Source organism: Sphingobium sp. R-21, from assembly GCF_049913335.1.
In the GTDB taxonomy this organism is placed as follows: domain Bacteria; phylum Pseudomonadota; class Alphaproteobacteria; order Sphingomonadales; family Sphingomonadaceae; genus Sphingobium.
Genome location: NZ_CP184375.1, coordinates 493,552 through 510,031 on the forward strand (window position 1 = coordinate 493,552; position 16,480 = coordinate 510,031).

A 16,480-nucleotide genomic window follows, 5' to 3' on the forward strand; every position below is an offset into this window, starting at 1 on the left:
TAGGCAATCCCCGATCATGCTGTTACGACCATTGCAACGCAGCAATTTCCCTTAAGCTATTTCCCTTAAAGGGGCTGGCGTATGGGATGATGCATGAGCTGAGCCGGGCCGATCCCGGCCGGGTCCAATAAATACGGTAAACCGAGGTCGCAAGAAATAGTTCTGGGCTATAAGCGCGGAGTGAAAGACTATGCTTGCAACCGGCGCCGATGAGCGTCTTCAGCGGCGTTTCTCGCTGGCACTCATGCGTAATGCGTCGCAGCGGTTCACCCCTGCCGCGTGGATTGTCGAAGTGCGTTGGAGCGGCCTTGGCAAATATATTGCCTCGCTGATCATCGTCTTTCTCGCCTCCTCCTGGATTTTCCGCGACGGGGTCGCGTCGCTGGCTGCCGAGGACTATGCGATCCTGACCCTGATCGTGATTTCCGTCGCAACCCTGATGGGAATTGGCCCGGCCGCTGTCACTACTGCCGGCCTGCTGACGGTCATCTACGCCATTGTCGACGTGCAGATCAGGGGCGGAAGCGGCGAGGACGGCCTGGCTTTCCTGCTGGTCATGGTGGCGGCCAATGGGGTGGCGTTTAAATCCACCTTCTGGCGCGCGCGGGCGGAGCGGCAAGGCGCCTATGTCAACCGGCTGACCGAGCAGTTGAAGCTGCTGACTGACGGATCGGTCAACTATGCCCTCTATATGACCGATGTGGAGGGGCGGGTCGTCCACTGGAACAGGGGCGCCCAACGCTTCACCGGTTGGGACAGCCGCGACATCATGAATCGCCCCGTATCGCTGCTCTACTCACAGCTTCCCGGCATGGGGGACAATATGGCCGAAGCCTTCGCCCTTGCCAAGGAGCATGGGAGTTGCGAATTCGACTGCTATTTCATCAGGAACGACCGCAGTGCCTTCATGCAGAATTGCGTGGTGACGGCGCTGCGGGACGGCAAGGGTCGGCTCCAGGGTTTCGCCAAGCTGGTACGCGACGTGACGGCGGAAAGGGCGCAGGAAGTCGCCCTGCAGGAACGGGAAGCGGAACTGCGCTCCATTCTGGAAACGGCCCCCGATGCAGTGTTCGTCGTCGATATTTCGGGGCGGATCGATTATATGAACAGCACCGCCTGTCGCATGTTCGGCTATGGTCTGCGCGAACTGGAAGGCGGAGAATTCGATCTTCTCCTGACCGGGGCGCAGCCGCCGCGAGAGGTTCGCGAAGAGCCTCTCCATGTCGAGAGCGATACCCCGCTATCCTATCCACGCAGGCTGATCGGTCGCCGCCGCAATGGCTCCAACTTTCCTATCGAGATGAGCTTCGTGAAGATGGAGGGCGCGCATGAGACGCACTATACTGCCTTCATCCGCGACCTGACCGAACCGGAGGCGACCAAGGCGCGGCTGGAACTGCTCCAGACCGAGATGCTGCACGGTACCCGCTACAGCGCAATGGGTGCGATGGCATCGATGCTGGCGCATGAACTGAACCAGCCGCTGACCGCGCTCGCCGCCTATATGGAGGGCAGTTCGATCCTGCTGATGCGCGGGCAGGAGGCCGACCGGCCGAAGCTGAACCGTATCTTCCGCTCTGCCGCGCAAGAGGCCGTGCGGGCCGGCGCGATCATGCGCCGCCTGCGGGATTTCGCCAGCGACGGCGAGGCGCTGTTGGAAATTCATGATGCGCAAGATGTGGTGCGCAGCAGCCTGGCGCTGATTGCGGCCATGGCCGCGGCGGCGGACATCACCGTGGAAATGGAGGTCGCGCCGGACACCGGGTCAATATTTGCCGATCCGATCCAGATTCAGCAGGTGATCGGCAATCTCTGCCGGAACGCCATCGACGCCATGCGCGACGAGCCGGAACGGCGACTGACCGTGCGGGTCGCGGCGGCAGATGACCTCACTACGCATTTTCTCGTTTCCGACACAGGCTCGGGCATTCCACCCGCGATCAAGGACCGGATTTTCGATGCCTTCGTCAGCAGCAAGGAAGAGGGTACCGGCGTCGGCCTGTCCATCTGCCGCACCATTGTCGAAGCCCATGGCGGACGGATCTGGCTGGAACCGAGCGCCACGGGAAGCTGCTTCGGTTTCAGTCTCAGACGCAAGAAGGGAAACGCCATTGGAAGTCACTAAGCTGATCCACATCGTGGATGACGAAGATTCCGTTCGCGCCGCAACGGCCTTCCTGCTGGAGCTGGAGGGCTATACGGTCCGTACCTGGCAGCGCGGCACGCATTTTCTGGCTGCGGCCGCGAATGAGCCGACGGGTTGCGTGATCATGGATCTGCGCATGCCGGAAATGGACGGGATAGAGGTGCAGCGGCGTCTGAACGAGGCGGAGCTCTATTTCCCAATCATCATGCTGACCGGCCACGGTGACATTGCCTCCACCGTGACCGCGATGAAGATGGGCGCGGTCGATTTCCTGGTGAAGCCGTTCGAGCGGGAAACGCTGCTGCGCGCGGTGGAAAATTGCTGGACGCTGTTCCAGGATAGCGGTGCGCGCCGTCAGCGGGCGATACGCGCCGGGGCCATGGTGGAAAAGCTCACGCCCCGGGAGCGCGACGTGCTGTCGGGCCTGACCATGGGCCTGCCGAACAAGCATATCGCGCTGCAATTGGGGATCAGCCCACGTACCGTGGAAATACATCGCGCCAATCTGATGTCCAAACTGGAGACGCGAAGCCTGTCCGATGCGTTGCGCGTGGCCTTTGCCGCAGGGATCGGCGGGCAGTTGGATTGTTGAGAAGACTGGCGATTTGCGACCTGTAGGTTTTCTGCGCTGAAGAGGCAGTTTCTTGAAAATGCATCGCGTTCGGCCGCCACTTCGGATGAATGAGTCATAAGAGCGGTTCGACCGGCAATGTTTTCGGTCGAACCGCTCTGTCGCGCCTGGATGCCGAGCCTTCGTCCTCCGTTCCATGGCGCGACGATGCCTTTTCCTCCTTGTTCTGGAAGTTCAGCGCGGTCGTCCTGCTGGCAATCTAATCGTGAACAGGGCATCGTCGGGCGCTGCCCCGTTCCTGACGACCTGCAATTGCGATCCGCCATTGGGGGCATGCGGCAGGCTGGTTTTCCTGCTTTTTCCGTCCAGCTGGACAGACGATTTCACCAGCCGCAGCGAGGCCCGTTTGGCGTGAACCGACCGGCGCCATGAACGTCCTCTCCGCTTTCGCCTGATCAGATCCCAGGTGAGATAGGGCAGCGAAATGACCAGAAGATAAAGCGATACCGGCAACCATATGATCGCGAAGAGCCGATCGCGCCATCCAACCTTCACAATGTTCCGCGACTTGTTCTGCAATCGCCACAGATTGCAGGAACCATGAACCCATATCCCGGAGAGGACTGCCATCGCGATAATCATTGCCATCCTGCTCCATCATCCAATCGCAGCTCTTCGGGATGCGTCGCGAAGCTGTTTTCAGACAAAATATAGATGAAAGTGATCACCTGTCATCTACGCAGGAATACGCACCGATGGATATCGGGACGAGCCGTCCACCCCTCTGTATTCTTCCGGATTGTACGTAAAGCGATAATATGTCTGATTTGGAGGGGGCAAGGATCGGTTGCAGGAACGGATATTCTGCGACAACTGCGTTTCGATCGAATGCGTGCCATGGCGCGGAGAGCCCTCCGAGCGCGCAAAATGAGGTGTGCATGTCGAGAATTGACCTGGCGATGGCGACCCGTCCAGCCGGCGGACGGGGTCCCGCCACGGCGCATCGCGCGGTGCGGATCGGGCTTTGCCTTGCACTTGCCCTGTGGGACATGGTGGCGTTGACATGCGGACTGAGCGTTGGACTGGCGCTTGCGCCCTTGGATGTCGGGCTTCGCGATAGCGGCGCTTCTGTCGCGGCGCTGCTCATGGCCTATCTCATCATCGCCTTCCACAATCAGGCCTATGACCCCCGCAGCCTTACCAACGCGACGACCAGTTGCCGCAATGCCGGAAGGGCCTTCGCCGGCATGGTGCTGATCTTCTTCCTCCTGCTGTTCGCGGTGAAATCCGCCTCGACCTTCTCACGCACCGCAGTGCTGGCCGGGCTGAGCTGTGCGGGCGGGCTGCTGCTTGCGCAACGGCTGCTGCTGAGCCGTCTTATCGAACGTCATTTCGGGGATCGGCTGTTTGCCGAGTTGTTGATCGTGGACGATTGCCCGATCCCCGAGGATCCGGGCCGGTTGGCATTGATCGATGCGCAGGCCATCGGTCTTCGCGCTGATCTGGACGACCCCTATATGCTGCACAGACTGGGTATGCTGCTGCGTGATCACGATCGGGTGGTCGTCGCCTGTCCAGCTGATCGGCGTGTGGTCTGGGCGCAGATGCTGAAGGGCGGAAATATATTGGGCGAGATCATTTCTCCCGAAGTCGAATCCATGGCGCCGCTGACGGTCGGGCGCTGGCAGGACATGGCTACATTGGTAGTCGCGCGCGGGCCGTTGAACCTGGCGAACCGGGCGACGAAGCGACTGTTGGACCTGATCGTCACGGTGCCCTTGCTGATCGGATTGTTGCCGCTGATGATTGCCGTCGCCATTGCGATCAAGCTGGATTCGCCCGGTCCGGTCTTTTTCCGCCAACAGCGGATCGGGCGGGGCAACACCTTGTTCAGCATCCTGAAGTTTCGCAGCATGAAGGCGGAGCGATGCGACCTGGACGGCGTCCGGTCGGCCAGTCGCACTGACGACAGGACCACGCGGGTCGGCCGGATCATTCGCCGGACCAGCATCGATGAATTGCCGCAGCTCATCAATGTCATTCTGGGGGAGATGAGTCTTGTCGGGCCAAGACCTCATGCCATTGGATCGACGGCGGAGGACATATTGTTCTGGCGCATCGACCACCAATATTGGAAGCGGCATGCGTTGAAGCCCGGAATCACTGGTCTCGCGCAGATTCGCGGATTCAGGGGTGCAACGGAAACCCGGGCGGATATTTTACGGCGGGTTGAGGCCGACCTTGAATATATGAATGGCTGGAGCCTGATGCGCGACATCGTGATCCTTTTCGGCACCATCCAGATTCTGATGCACAGAAACGCTTTCTGATCCCTTTGCAAGAAGTCATTTCAGGATAGGAAAAGGGGCGATCCGGCCGCATGAGATCAACCCCTCCATCCCGATTTTACCGCGTCCGCTTGAGCATTCCGTGCATGTCGATCCACCGCACGAAGGCGTCGAACCAGCCGGTGCTGGTGGTCGCCTTCGGATACATGCCGAAGCCATGGCCGCCCTTTTCGTACAGGTGGAATTCCACGGGGCGACGCGCTGCACGCCAGTCGTCGATCAGCTTGAAGTCGCGATTGCCGAACAGCGGATCGTCGGCGGCGATGGCCGCGAACATCGGCGGCGCGTCCTGGGGCACGGTCATGCTGCCCAGCGGGCCGTAGATGTTGCCGACGAAGGCGGGCTTCGCCTCCGTGGTCGACAGCGTCGTCGCCATGGTCAGCATCGCCCCGGCGGAAAAGCCGATCATGCCGATCCGGTCAGGATCCACATGCCATTGTGACGCCCGGGCGCGGATCAGGCGAAAGGCCGCCGTGGAATCCGCCAGTTGCGGAGCAAGGTCGGTCGCCGCGGAGGTGGGAGCGGGCAGCGGCGTCCTGGCCGCGCCGGAGAACATTTCCTGCATCGACCGTTCGAAACCAGCCATGTCGGCCGGTGTCTGGCGCAGCCGATATTTGAGGACGAAAGCCGCAACGCCCCTGGCGGCCAGCGCTCGCGCGACGTCATAGCCCTCATTGTCCATGGAAAGCGTGCGGAAGCCGCCGCCGGGCGCCACGACTACCGCCGCGCCCGACGCCTTGGCCGGATCGGGAAGGAAGGGCGTCAATGTCGCCACCGTGACATTGCGCGCAAAGCGGCTGCCATATTGGCGGTGCCAGCTTTCCTTTGCCGTGGCGCCGGGAAGCGCGCCGGTGCCCAGTTCGATCGCGTCGGGCTGGGCAGGGGCGGCAATGGGCGTCATCCTGTCGTCCTGTGCCTGCCCCGGCGCCGGAGCAGCAAGGGCGCATGCGGCGATGCCGAAGGCGAGGGCGCATGCCGCCGGGAAACGGAAGGGGCGCCGCAATGCGTCGCCGGCAGATAGAAGCATCATGTCATCCTCCTCTGATCATCCATTCTCATTGCAGGTCCAGCACAACCACCGACTTGGGCGGCAACGTCACCGTCAGCGCGCCGCCGCTGATCTGCGCACCTGCAAAGGCCGCGGGCTTCACCACCTCCGGCGCGTCGAAGCTGTTGTGCGAATTGATGGCCGGGGCGGTCAGGACGCGGCCTGAGACGTTCGCGGCGTTCAGCCCGTCCAGCTTCACCGTCACCGTGTTGGCTTGGTTGGGGTCGAGGTTCGACAGGGCGACATGCACCTTGCCGTCCCGTGCCCGCACCGCCGATCCGCTGACTGCCGGCATGACGAACCTGTCCTTGTTGTACCAGGGCGTGTCGATGTCGATCGGGAGCACCGTCGCGTCCTGCCAGGGCTTGTACATCTCGAAGACATGATAGGTGGGCGTCAGCACCATCTTCCTGCCCTCGGTCAGGATCATCGCCTGGAGCACGTTCACCATCTGGGCGATGGCCGTCATCCGCACCCGGTCGGCATGCCTGGCGAATATGTCCAGGTTGACCGAGGCGACCAGCGCGTCGCGCAGCGTGTTCTGCTGTCGCAGGAAGCCGGGATTGGTACCGGGATCGGGCGCATACCAGGTGCCCCATTCGTCCACCGCCAGGAAGATGCGCTTCTGCGGATCATATTTGTCCATCACCCTGCTGTGGCCGGTGATAAGCTCGTCCATCTTCCAGGTGGCGGCCAGCGTGTCGGCCCATGCGGTCTCGTCGAAATTGACCGGGTCGGCCTTGGGCGGCCAGCCACCCTGCGGCAGCGTGTAATAATGGAGGGAGAGCGCATCCAGTTGCTTGGCGGCATCGCGCATCATCACTTCGGTCCAGTTATAGTCGCCGCCATTCGCGCCCGACGCGATCCGCACCATTGTCTTGCCAGCGGGAACCTTCAGGAAGGTCGAATAGCGCTTCGTCACGTCGGCGGCATATTCGGCACGCATATTGCCGCCGCATCCCCAAAGCTCGTTGCCGATGCCGAAGGCGGGCAGCGCCCAGGGTTCCTTATGTCCATTCTTCGCGCGCTCATCGGCCAGGCTGCCGGCGGGCGCGGTGATATATTCGACCCACTCCGCCATTTCCTGCGGTGTGCCGTTGCCGACATTGCCGGAAATATAGGCTTCCGCGCCCACTTGCCGCAGCAGCTCGAAATATTCATGCGTGCCCACGCTATTGGGCTCGGTCACGCCGCCCCAATTGGTGTTGACCTTGGTCGGGCGCTTTGCCCTGGGGCCGATGCCTTCCCGCCAGTGATATTCGTCCGCGAAGCAGCCGCCCGGCCAGCGGATCACTGGGACGGAAAGGTTGCGCAGCGCGGCCACCACGTCATTGCGGAAGCCGTTGGTATTGGGGATCGACCGATCATTGCCCACCCACAGGCCGCCATAGATGCCATGCCCCAGATGTTCGGCAAATTGCGTGAAGATGCGGCGGTCATAGATCGGACCGGGCCGGTCGGCATGGACGGTGGCGGTGGTCGGCTTGCCGTTGGTATCGGCGCTGGCGGTCGTCGCTGCCAATGCGCTGGCACACAGGAGCAACGCGGCAGTCTTGCGGCGCAGGGTCTTGATCATGGTCGTCCTCTTGGGAAATTGGCGGCGGAATGGGTGAAACCTATTTGGGCAGGGGGATCATTTTGGTGATGGTGTAGCGGGCCTGTTGGCCCTGCACGCCCTCGTCCGGCTGGCCGCTGCCGACGCTCAGGCCATAGTCGCCCGGTATCAGCCCGCGCTCGCCCGCGATGGTGACGAAGCTGAGATCCCGGGGGCTCAAGGTGAATTCGACATTCCTGGTCTCGCCGGGCTTCAGCGTCACGCGCTGGAAGCCCCGCAGGGCAAGGCGCGGCGCGCCCTCGAAGCGGGGCGGCGTGATGTAGAGCTGCGCCACGTCGTCGCCGGCCCGCGCGCCCGTGTTCGTAATGGCGGTGCGCACATGCAGTCCATTCTCGACCGAACCGTTCACCGGTTCGACCGCCAGCGGCGCGTAGCGGAAGCTGGTGTAGCTGAGGCCGTGGCCGAAGGGATAGACGGGCTTCCCCCTGAAATAGCGATAAGTGCGTCCCTCCATCCCATAGTCGCCAAAGGGTGGAAGGTCATTCACGCTTCTGTAGAAGGTGACGGGCAGCCGGCCGCCCGGATCAACCCTGCCCGACAGGACATTGCCGATCGCCAGCCCGCCAGACTGGCCCGGATACCAGGCCTCGACGATGGCGGCGGCATTGTCCTTCGCCCAGGACAGGTCGATGGCGCTGCCGTTCATGGCGACGATGACCAGCGGCTTGCCAAGCGCCTTGGCCTTTTCCAGAAAAGCGCGCTGGTCGGCGGGCAGGTCCAGCGTCGTCTTGTCGCCACCGTCGAAACCATCGACCTTGATGGGCATTTCCTCGCCCTCCAGGTCGGAGGTCAGACCAACCACCGCGACCACGACGTCCGCATCCTTCGCGCCGTTGGTCAGGTCACGGTCAACATCGTCAGTGACACGCTTCCAGAAGATGGCCGGGCTGGCGGCGACGGCGCTCTCTCCCTGCAGGTGGATGGCGTAGCGCTCGCCCCTGGTCATCCGCACGTCGACCAGCTTGAGCGGTTCTGCCCAGCGCGAATATTCGCCGGCCGAGACGACGGCTCTGCCGTTCAGCGAGACGTCGCCCTTCACGCCGGTCAGGGCCAACCGATAAAGGCCGGTTTCGGGCGCAACCAGATAGCCGCTCCAGCGGACCCGATGCTTTTCCGATACCTGCCTGAACTCGCTCGCCCGCGACACGATGCTGGTCTCGGTCCGCGTCAGCACCGGACGGGTTGCAAACTGGTCCTTGCCTGTGGCGTTGAAATATTCGGCCTTGATGCCGGGCTTGCCATCCGGCGTCAGCAGCGCGGTGCTCGGAACGAGGTCGCCGTCGGTGATGGACGGGCTGAAGGGGATCACGGTCACGGCATCCCCGCCCATGACCTGCTTCAGGCCTTCGGCAACGGAAATGGGCGGCGCGCTGCGGGCGGAGGAATAATTGCCGCGCAGCACGCGGGTCGCATCCGCCAAAGGTCCGGCCAGCGCGATCTTCGTGCCGGGCTTGAACGGCAAGACGCCGTCATTCTTGAGCAGCACGATGCTCTTTTCCGCCGCGCGCAGCGCCAGCGCCTGGTGATCGGGCGTGCCGATGGCGCTCGGCGGGGTCGCGTCGGGCTGGCGGGACGACAGGCCCGGCAGGTCGCCATTGCGGTATCGCGCGGAAAAGAGCCGGACGAGGGCGGTATCGATGTCGGCCATGCCGATATGGCCCCGCGCCAGTGATTCCTTGTATCGATCGCCCAGGTCGGTGCGCCCGCCCAGCGTCGCGTTGTTGCATTCGCTGTCGACCCCGTATCGCAGGGCAACGGCGACGCCGGTGGCGGCGTCGGGCGCATATTTGTGATGCTCGTAAATATCGACCACGGCGTCGCAGTCGGACACGACATAGCCGTTGAAGCCCCAGGCGCCGCGCAGATAATCTTGAAGCAGCATATGGCTGCCGCAGGCCGGTTGCCCGTCGACGCGGTTGTACGCGCACATGATTGACCCGGCCTTGCCCTCGACAATGGCGGCGCGGAAGGCGGGCAGATATGTATCCTCCAGATCGTGCGGCGTGGCGAAGATATTGTCGGTGTGGCGGCTGGGTTCCGGGCCGCTATGGACCGCGAAATGCTTGGGCGTCGCGACCACGAGCGGCAGGTCCGGATTGTCCCCCTGCATGCCCTGGATAAAGGCGACGCCGATCCGCGCTGTCAGATAGGGATCTTCGCCATAGGTTTCCTGACCCCGACCCCAGCGCGGATCGCGGAAGATGTTGATGTTGGGCGACCAGCTGTCGAGGCCGGTGCCGATCCGTCCGAGATGTCCGGTCTGCCGCCCTAAAGTGTGCAGCGCGCGGACCTCTGTCCCGATGGTGGAGGCGACCTGATGGATCAGCGGCGCGTCGAAGGTAGCGGCGAGGCCGATCGGCTCCGGGAAATTGGTCGTGGGCACCGCACCGATCGCCCCGTGCAGGGATTCGGTCCACCAGTTATAGGTGGGTATGCCGAGCCGCGGAATGGCAGGCGCGACGTTCAGAAGCTGCGCGACCTTCTCGTCCAGCGTCAGCTTGTCGACAATCGCCTGCGCCTTGCTGTCGGCCTCCGCCCAAATGTCGCTGGCCTGGGCATGGGCCATGGGGGATGTGGCAAGGCACAATAAGGCGCTGGCCGCGCGAAGGGCGAGTGCGGTCTTCATGATCATTTCCCCATGAGCGCGCCGTTTTCGGCATCGCCCGTCGCTTTCAGTCAAACAGGTGGGCGCGGGGGATGGCACTTCCCCCGCGCCCGGCGCGCTCATTGGGCGGCGCCCCCCTTCGCGCCCTTGGCGACGAAGGGATTGATCGTCCGGATCATGCCGTCGGGGTTATAATGCAGTTCGGTCACCTTCACGTTGCGCAGGCGGGTCTGGCCCGACAACTGGCTGTCGGCGTAGAACAGCCACCATTTCCCGTTCCATTCGACGATGGAATGGTGGGTGGTCCAGCCTTCCACCGGGTCCAGGATACGGCCCTTGTAGGTGAAGGGGCCATAGGGGGAATCGCCGACGGCATAGACCAGATAATGGGTGTCGCCGGTCGAATAGCTGAAATAATATTTGCCCTTATATTTGTGCATCCACGACGCCTCGAAGAAGCGGCGGTCATGGTCGCCGCCCAGCAGCGGCTTGCCCCTGTCGTCCAGGATCTGGATCGCGCGGGGCGCTTCGCTGAATTCCAGCATGTCGCCGGTCAGCTTCGCGACGCGCGGCGCCAGCGCGGGCTTGTCGTCCTGGCCCAGGTCGGTCTTCGAACCGTCCGGATCATATGTGCCGCCGACATTGCGCTGAAGCTGCCCGCCCCAGATGCCGCCGAAATAGATGTAGCTCGAACCGTCATCGTCCGTGAAGACGGCGGGATCGATCGAATAGCTGCCCTTGATCGGCTGCGGCTGCGCCTTGAACGGGCCCATCGGGTTCTTGGCAGTGGCGACGCCGATGCGGAAGGCGCCCGCCTTGTCCTTGGCCGGGAAGTAGAGATAATAGGTGCCGTTCCTGTACGCCGCGTCCGGCGCCCACATCTGCTTGTCGGCCCAGGGCACGTCCTTGACGTCCAGCGCCACGGGACCGACGCTCACGGGGCCGCCGATCTTGTCCATCGACAGGATGCGATAGTCGCGCATCTCGAAATGGCTGCCCAGGTCATCCTCCGGCGTCGGCCCGTCAATGTCGTGGCTGGGATAGACATAGATCTTCCCGTTCCACACATGGGCAGATGGATCGGCGGTGTAGATGTCCTTGACGAGAGGCTGGGACAGATATTCGGACGCGTCGCGCTTCGCCTCAGTCTTTGGCTGGGCTTCGTTCGCCGGCTGCGACTGCTGGCACCCGGCGGTGAGCAAGAGGACGGCGAGCGGCAGCACTTCCAGGGCAGGTTTCGATCTTCCTGAACCAGATTGCCGCTCCCGATTCGCGGCCTGCGCAAATGTCCTGACCTGCGACCAGGCCCGATTGGCTGGAAATCGCTCTGCGGCGCGCAACATCTTGGGCATGCTGATCCTCTCTGTTATAACTTTCACGATAGCGCTACCATTTTGTGAACGCAATCTTCTCTGACAAATTATCCGGCACCCTCGACGATCTTCGATCGCCAGACCTGCAGGTCAGACGGGCTGCAACCCATGGCTCATGATCTTGTCGATCAGGTCGCGATGCCGCGGCAGGCCGGCGAGCAGCTTCGCCGTCATGGCCGCGTTTTCGCGCCGCGCGCGTTCTGCGAGATGAACGTCGCGCGCCAGTGCAGGCTGCTCCACTTCCGTGCGGAAGCCCATGCCGTAGAGCACATATTGATAACTCGCCGCGGGGAATATTTCCTCAACCCGGTCGAACTCGTCAAGGAACCAGGGCGACTGATAGCGCCATAGCAGCATCAACTCCTTCAGCCGATCGGGAATGCTGTCATCACGGACATTGTCGCGCCAGAATTCGCTGTCGGTTCGCTTGGTCAACACATAATGCAACTTCAGGAAATCAATGATCCTGCCCCAGCGATAATGGGTCGTCGCATTGAAGCGGGCAGCGACGATGTCCATCACCTCGCGGCAGGCGGGCATCTGTTCGGCGATGATCTTGGCCGACAATTCGATCAGGACGATGGCAGATGCTTCCAGCGGTTCGAGGAAACCGGCCGCCAGCCCGACGGCGACGCAATTGCCCTTCCAGAAGGTTTCGCGATGGCCGGATCGGATCGCGATCTTCCGCGCGGTCAGCCCGTCGGCAAGCGGACCGATATAGGCACGCAGTTCCCGTTCCGCCTCATCCTCCGAAATATGGCTGCTGGAATAGACATGGCCGACGCCGCGCCGCGTCGGCAGGCCGATGTCCCAGATCCATCCCGCGCTCTGCGCCGTCGAAATGGTGTGCGACGCCATGGCACTGTCGGGTCGTTCATAGGGCACCTGCATCGCAAGCGCGGTATCGCAGAACAGCACGTCCCCGCAGTCCCTGAACGGCACCTTCATCGCGCCTTCGATCAGCAGCGCCTTGAATCCGGTGCAGTCGACGAACAGGTCGCCCTCGATCTCGCCGGCCTGGGCGGTGCGGATGGCGCGAATGTCGCCGTCCTCCTTCATCAGCACCTGCTCCACATCGGCCAGGACATGACGCACGCCCAGCTTCTCGCAGCAATGGCGTTGCAGGAAGGGGGCGAACTTGCCGGCGTCCAGATGATAGGCATAGTTGGCCAGCGCATCATATTCGGCGGTGGCGATCGTCTTGGGCGCCAGGCCGTCGTCGCAGATGCGGCCCTGCGAACAGACGCTGTCGCAGAAACTTTCGTCCCCCTCGCTCGCCAGCCAATGGGGCGCAAGGTTCACCTGCCCGAAATTCTGGGGCAGCATCAGGGGGTGGTAATAGCCGTCGTCTGGCGTTCCCGTCGTCCAGCGGGCGAAGCGCGCGCCCTGCTTGAATGCGGCATCGCATTCGCGGAACAGGTCGGTTTCGGAAATCCCCATGCGCGACAGGGTCGTGCGCAGTGTCGGCCATGTCCCTTCGCCCACGCCGATGATGGGGACATTGGGGGATTCCACCAGCGTGACGCTGAATCCGCGGCCGATGCGGCTGCGATGGCGGGCAGCGATCACGCCTGCCGTCAACCAGCCGGCGGTGCCGCCGCCGACGATCACGATGTTGCGGACCGGATGGACCATATCGAAATTACCCGTAAAAAAGGGAGGGGATGTCAACCGACACCCCCTCCAGGGCGAGATAGTTCAGAAGCGATAGCGAACGCCCGCGGTGAACCGCCGGCCATAGCCATAGACGTCAAGCAATTGATTGCTGAAGCGGCCATGAGTGCTGTAGGTTTCGTTCGTGATGTTCAGCGCTTCGCCAAAGATGCTGAACTGGTCGGTCAACCGGATATTGGTGCTGAGATCGATCTGAAGCGCGGAATTGACGAAGGTCGGTTCCGCACCGAAGGCCGAATTGTTCTGCGCCTGGCCGAATTGGAGCAGATATTTGTCGCGCCAGTTCACCGCGGTCCGGAATTCGAAGCCATTCTTGTCGTAAAAGGCGACGAGGTTTGCAGAATTAGCGAGGCCCGTCACGGCAAAGCCGCTCTGCGACAGGTCGGTCCGATCGTAGGGCTTGTTGGTCTCCACGAAGGTGGCGTTGGCGTTGAAACCAAAGCCGCTGTCGCCGAACACATGCTGCCATGCCAGTTCGATGCCCTTGACCGTCGCATTGGGTCCATTCACGCGCTGCGACACGGTGAATATCGCCGGCTGGCCGGTCGTTGGATCGATGACATTGTTGATGGTCTGGCGCTGGGTGCCCGCGACGATGAAGTTCGACACATTCTTCAGGAACAGGTTGACCGCCGCGTAGGAGTTGCGCTGGTAATACCATTCCATCCCAAGGTCGAAATTATCGGCCAGATAGGGCTTGAGGAAGGGATTATTGCCCGTCGCGCCCAGTGCGCCCACGCGCTGGCCGGCGCCGACGTTCAGGACCGGCCCGAGATAATCGAGACGGGGCCGGGTCATGGTGCGCGACGCATCAAACCGCAGGTGCAGATTGTTCGTCAGTTCCAGCTTCATGTCCAGGGCGGGCAGGAAGTAGGAATATTTATTGCGCTCCGTAACCGCCTGGTTCGGAGAGAAGGCGACGGTCAGCAGCGTGGGGTCCGCCGCGCTGCCCGTGATCGATACCGGCAAGCGGCCGATGCCGGACGATACCAGGCTGGTGATCTCCTCGCGTGCGCCCGCGTTGAAGTGGAAGGGCATGCCGGCCACTTCGGTATTGAAGTTTACGCTGATCCAGGCAGACCAGCTCTTTTCCTTGATATCCTGGACGCTGCCCGGGTCGAGGGCGAGATCAAATGTACCGTTAAAGCCCGTGCAACAGCCGCTATTATATCCGGGGGTGTTCGGCCCGGTCCAGAGCCCTTCCAGATATTGCTGGTAAGCGCGCGCATCATAATTGAGCAGGACCGGCGGAAGCGAGCCGGAGAAGCCCGGGATCCAGCCTTTCGTGCTGATCGTGCCCTGGATCAGGCTCGCCGGGATCGGCACGCCGCTGGTGCGGCCGGAAGGCGTGCCGTAACCGGCATAGGCCTGCCAGAAATTATTGGCGAAAGTGTTGCTGTTCTGGAGGGTGAACCGATCCTCCATATAGCGACCGCCCAGCTTGATGGTCAGGTCGTCCTGCTTCCAGGTCGCGCCCAGCCGGAACTGCTTGATGGTGTCGCTGTTCTTCTGCGCCTGGCGGACGGTCACATGCGAACCGATGATCGACTGGTCGGTCCAGCGTGCCTGATCCCCCGCCGGGCCGTAGGTCGTCAGTTCCGGGAAGGAATTGCTGCTGTTGCCGGTCACCCGCACGCCCAGCGAGGTGCCGAGCAGGCCGCCATAGCCGATATCGCCATTCTCGCTGCTGACCTGCCCATCCGGGTTGAGCCGGCTCTTGGAATAGCTGGCGTCGGCATCGATCGTCAGATTCTCGGTCGCTTCCCATTTAATGTTGCCGCCGACCTGGTTGGTTTCCAGGATGTTCTTGTCGGTCCCGGCGGTAAAGTCCGTGGGCGAGCCTGCCTGGAGGAAGTTGACCGTGGTGCCGTTACTGTCCAGTTCGACATTGCGCAGATCGCCCTGGTTGAACCAGATGCCGAAACCGGCAATGTCGGTCACCACCTTCTGGCGCGAATAATTGTCGTCGATCGTCAGCACGACATCCTCGGACGGCTGCCATTGGAAGGCGATCCGGCCGTCGAGGCGCTCATCCTTGGTATAACGCTGGTCCGCGCCATATTGCTGCTGGTACCAGCCGACCACATTCTGCCTGTTGGTCGGCGTTGCCCAGGCCGCGGAGGTGGGATCGGAGGTGGGCGAACATGCCGCCGCGGTGCTGCCCGCGATCTGGCACGGCGCATAGCGGCCACCCTGCCAGCCCGACACATAGACGCGGTTCGTCTGCGTGTCGCGACGGGTGTAGATGGCGTCCACCAATATGCCCATCGTGTCGTCGGCGAAGGTCGTGCTGAACAGGCCGCCCACGGTGGGGACGATCTTTCCGGCATCATCCTGGATCGATCCGGCGGCGCTCAGCGCCACATGGGTGCCGGGCTTGTCGAACGGCTTGGGGTAGGAAATGTTCAGCGTCGCGCCGATTGAACTGCTCGACAACGAAACTTCCGGCGTCTTGTAGACCGCGAGCTGTCCGACAAAGTCGGCGCCAACGGTGGTGAAGTCCACCGAACGACCGCCTGATGCAGTGGAAAGACGTCGTCCATCCACTAGCGTTTCATTGAAGTCGCCACCAAAGCCGCGTACCGTTATTCCCTGCGGTTCACCGCGCGATCCATTGCGCTGGATCGACACGCCGGGCAGTCTCTGTAATGAAGCCGCAACGTTCGAGTCCGGGAATTTTCCGATATCTTCGGCAGAAATGACATCGACGACGCCGGATGATTCGCGTTTGATATCAAGATTGCGCTGCAGCGACCCGCGAATGCCCGTGACTATGATGTCCGCATCGCTCGCCGAAGGGGCAGCAGCATCCTTCGCCGTCTCCTGCGCATGGACCGGCGTCGCGATGGCGAGAACCAGCAGGCTTGCCGTGGCAGCAAGCGCGGCCCGGCCACGCCCCGACTGTGCTTTGTTCATTCTATGCGTCATGATCCTCCCCTTGTTCAGACAATATCTCGCCCGAACGCCGCTGCACTATTGCTGCGGCGATCATGTTTTCTTGATCGGGGTGATTTGCGCCGCTCTTTTTAAGCGGTTTTGATCATCCTCACCCTTCTCTTCTTTTTTCTGTGGGAAAATGTTAGCGCTATCTAAAAGCGTG

At 62.2% G+C, this 16,480-nt stretch carries 11 protein-coding genes; 4 read left to right on the forward strand and 7 right to left on the reverse strand.

Annotated features, from left to right (window positions below):
• The first annotated feature begins 190 nt into the window (after positions 1-190).
• From ACN9MX_RS17000 to ACN9MX_RS17010, 3 genes are all read left to right on the forward strand, one after another.
• The gene (locus tag ACN9MX_RS17000; RefSeq protein WP_363829717.1) at positions 191-2,125 is read left to right on the forward strand and encodes a PAS domain S-box protein; all 1,935 of its coding nucleotides are present in this window, start codon (positions 191-193) and stop codon (positions 2,123-2,125) included.
• On the forward strand, positions 2,112-2,738 hold the full coding sequence (locus ACN9MX_RS17005; RefSeq protein ID WP_363737340.1) for a response regulator transcription factor: 627 nt from the start codon (positions 2,112-2,114) through the stop codon (positions 2,736-2,738). Before ACN9MX_RS17000 ends, ACN9MX_RS17005 begins: the two co-directional genes overlap by 14 nt.
• Before the next feature lie 89 nt (positions 2,739-2,827).
• Positions 2,828-2,980, forward strand: a complete 153-nt coding sequence (locus tag ACN9MX_RS17010; RefSeq protein ID WP_363737339.1) for a hypothetical protein — start codon at positions 2,828-2,830, stop codon at positions 2,978-2,980.
• Here ACN9MX_RS17010 and ACN9MX_RS17015 read toward each other — a convergent pair.
• Positions 2,977-3,378, reverse strand: coding sequence for a hypothetical protein (locus ACN9MX_RS17015; RefSeq protein WP_363829719.1), 402 nt, complete (start codon positions 3,376-3,378; stop codon positions 2,977-2,979). The genes ACN9MX_RS17010 and ACN9MX_RS17015 overlap by 4 nt on opposite strands.
• A 277-nt stretch (positions 3,379-3,655) precedes the next feature.
• Between ACN9MX_RS17015 and ACN9MX_RS17020 the strand changes: the two genes are divergently transcribed.
• Positions 3,656-5,047: a sugar transferase gene (locus ACN9MX_RS17020; RefSeq protein ID WP_414714648.1), complete on the forward strand. Its 1,392-nt coding sequence runs from the start codon at positions 3,656-3,658 to the stop codon at positions 5,045-5,047.
• A 76-nt stretch (positions 5,048-5,123) separates the two neighbouring features.
• On the opposite strand, the gene ACN9MX_RS17025 is transcribed toward ACN9MX_RS17020, so the two are convergent.
• The 6 genes from ACN9MX_RS17025 to ACN9MX_RS17050 all read right to left on the reverse strand — a co-directional run bounded on the left by ACN9MX_RS17025 (position 5,124) and on the right by ACN9MX_RS17050 (position 16,296).
• A complete protein-coding gene (locus tag ACN9MX_RS17025; RefSeq protein ID WP_363829721.1) occupies positions 5,124-6,095 on the reverse strand; it encodes an alpha/beta hydrolase in 972 nt (323 codons plus the stop codon).
• 25 nt (positions 6,096-6,120) lie between these two features.
• Entirely contained in the window at positions 6,121-7,689 is a 1,569-nt protein-coding gene (locus ACN9MX_RS17030) for an alpha-N-arabinofuranosidase (RefSeq protein ID WP_363829723.1), read from the reverse strand.
• 40 nt (positions 7,690-7,729) lie between these two features.
• Positions 7,730-10,354 (reverse strand): glycoside hydrolase family 3 C-terminal domain-containing protein, encoded by a 2,625-nt coding sequence (locus ACN9MX_RS17035; protein WP_363829724.1) that lies wholly within the window; start codon positions 10,352-10,354, stop codon positions 7,730-7,732.
• A gap of 98 nt (positions 10,355-10,452) precedes the next feature.
• On the reverse strand, positions 10,453-11,685 hold the full coding sequence (locus ACN9MX_RS17040; RefSeq protein WP_363829726.1) for a glycoside hydrolase family 43 protein: 1,233 nt from the start codon (positions 11,683-11,685) through the stop codon (positions 10,453-10,455).
• Positions 11,686-11,796: 111 nt separating this feature from the next.
• On the reverse strand, positions 11,797-13,341 hold the full coding sequence (locus tag ACN9MX_RS17045) for a tryptophan halogenase family protein (protein WP_363830438.1): 1,545 nt from the start codon (positions 13,339-13,341) through the stop codon (positions 11,797-11,799).
• Positions 13,342-13,404: 63 nt separating this feature from the next.
• Positions 13,405-16,296, reverse strand: a complete 2,892-nt coding sequence (locus tag ACN9MX_RS17050; protein WP_363829728.1) for a TonB-dependent receptor — start codon at positions 16,294-16,296, stop codon at positions 13,405-13,407.
• Between the last annotated feature and the right edge of the window lie 184 nt (positions 16,297-16,480).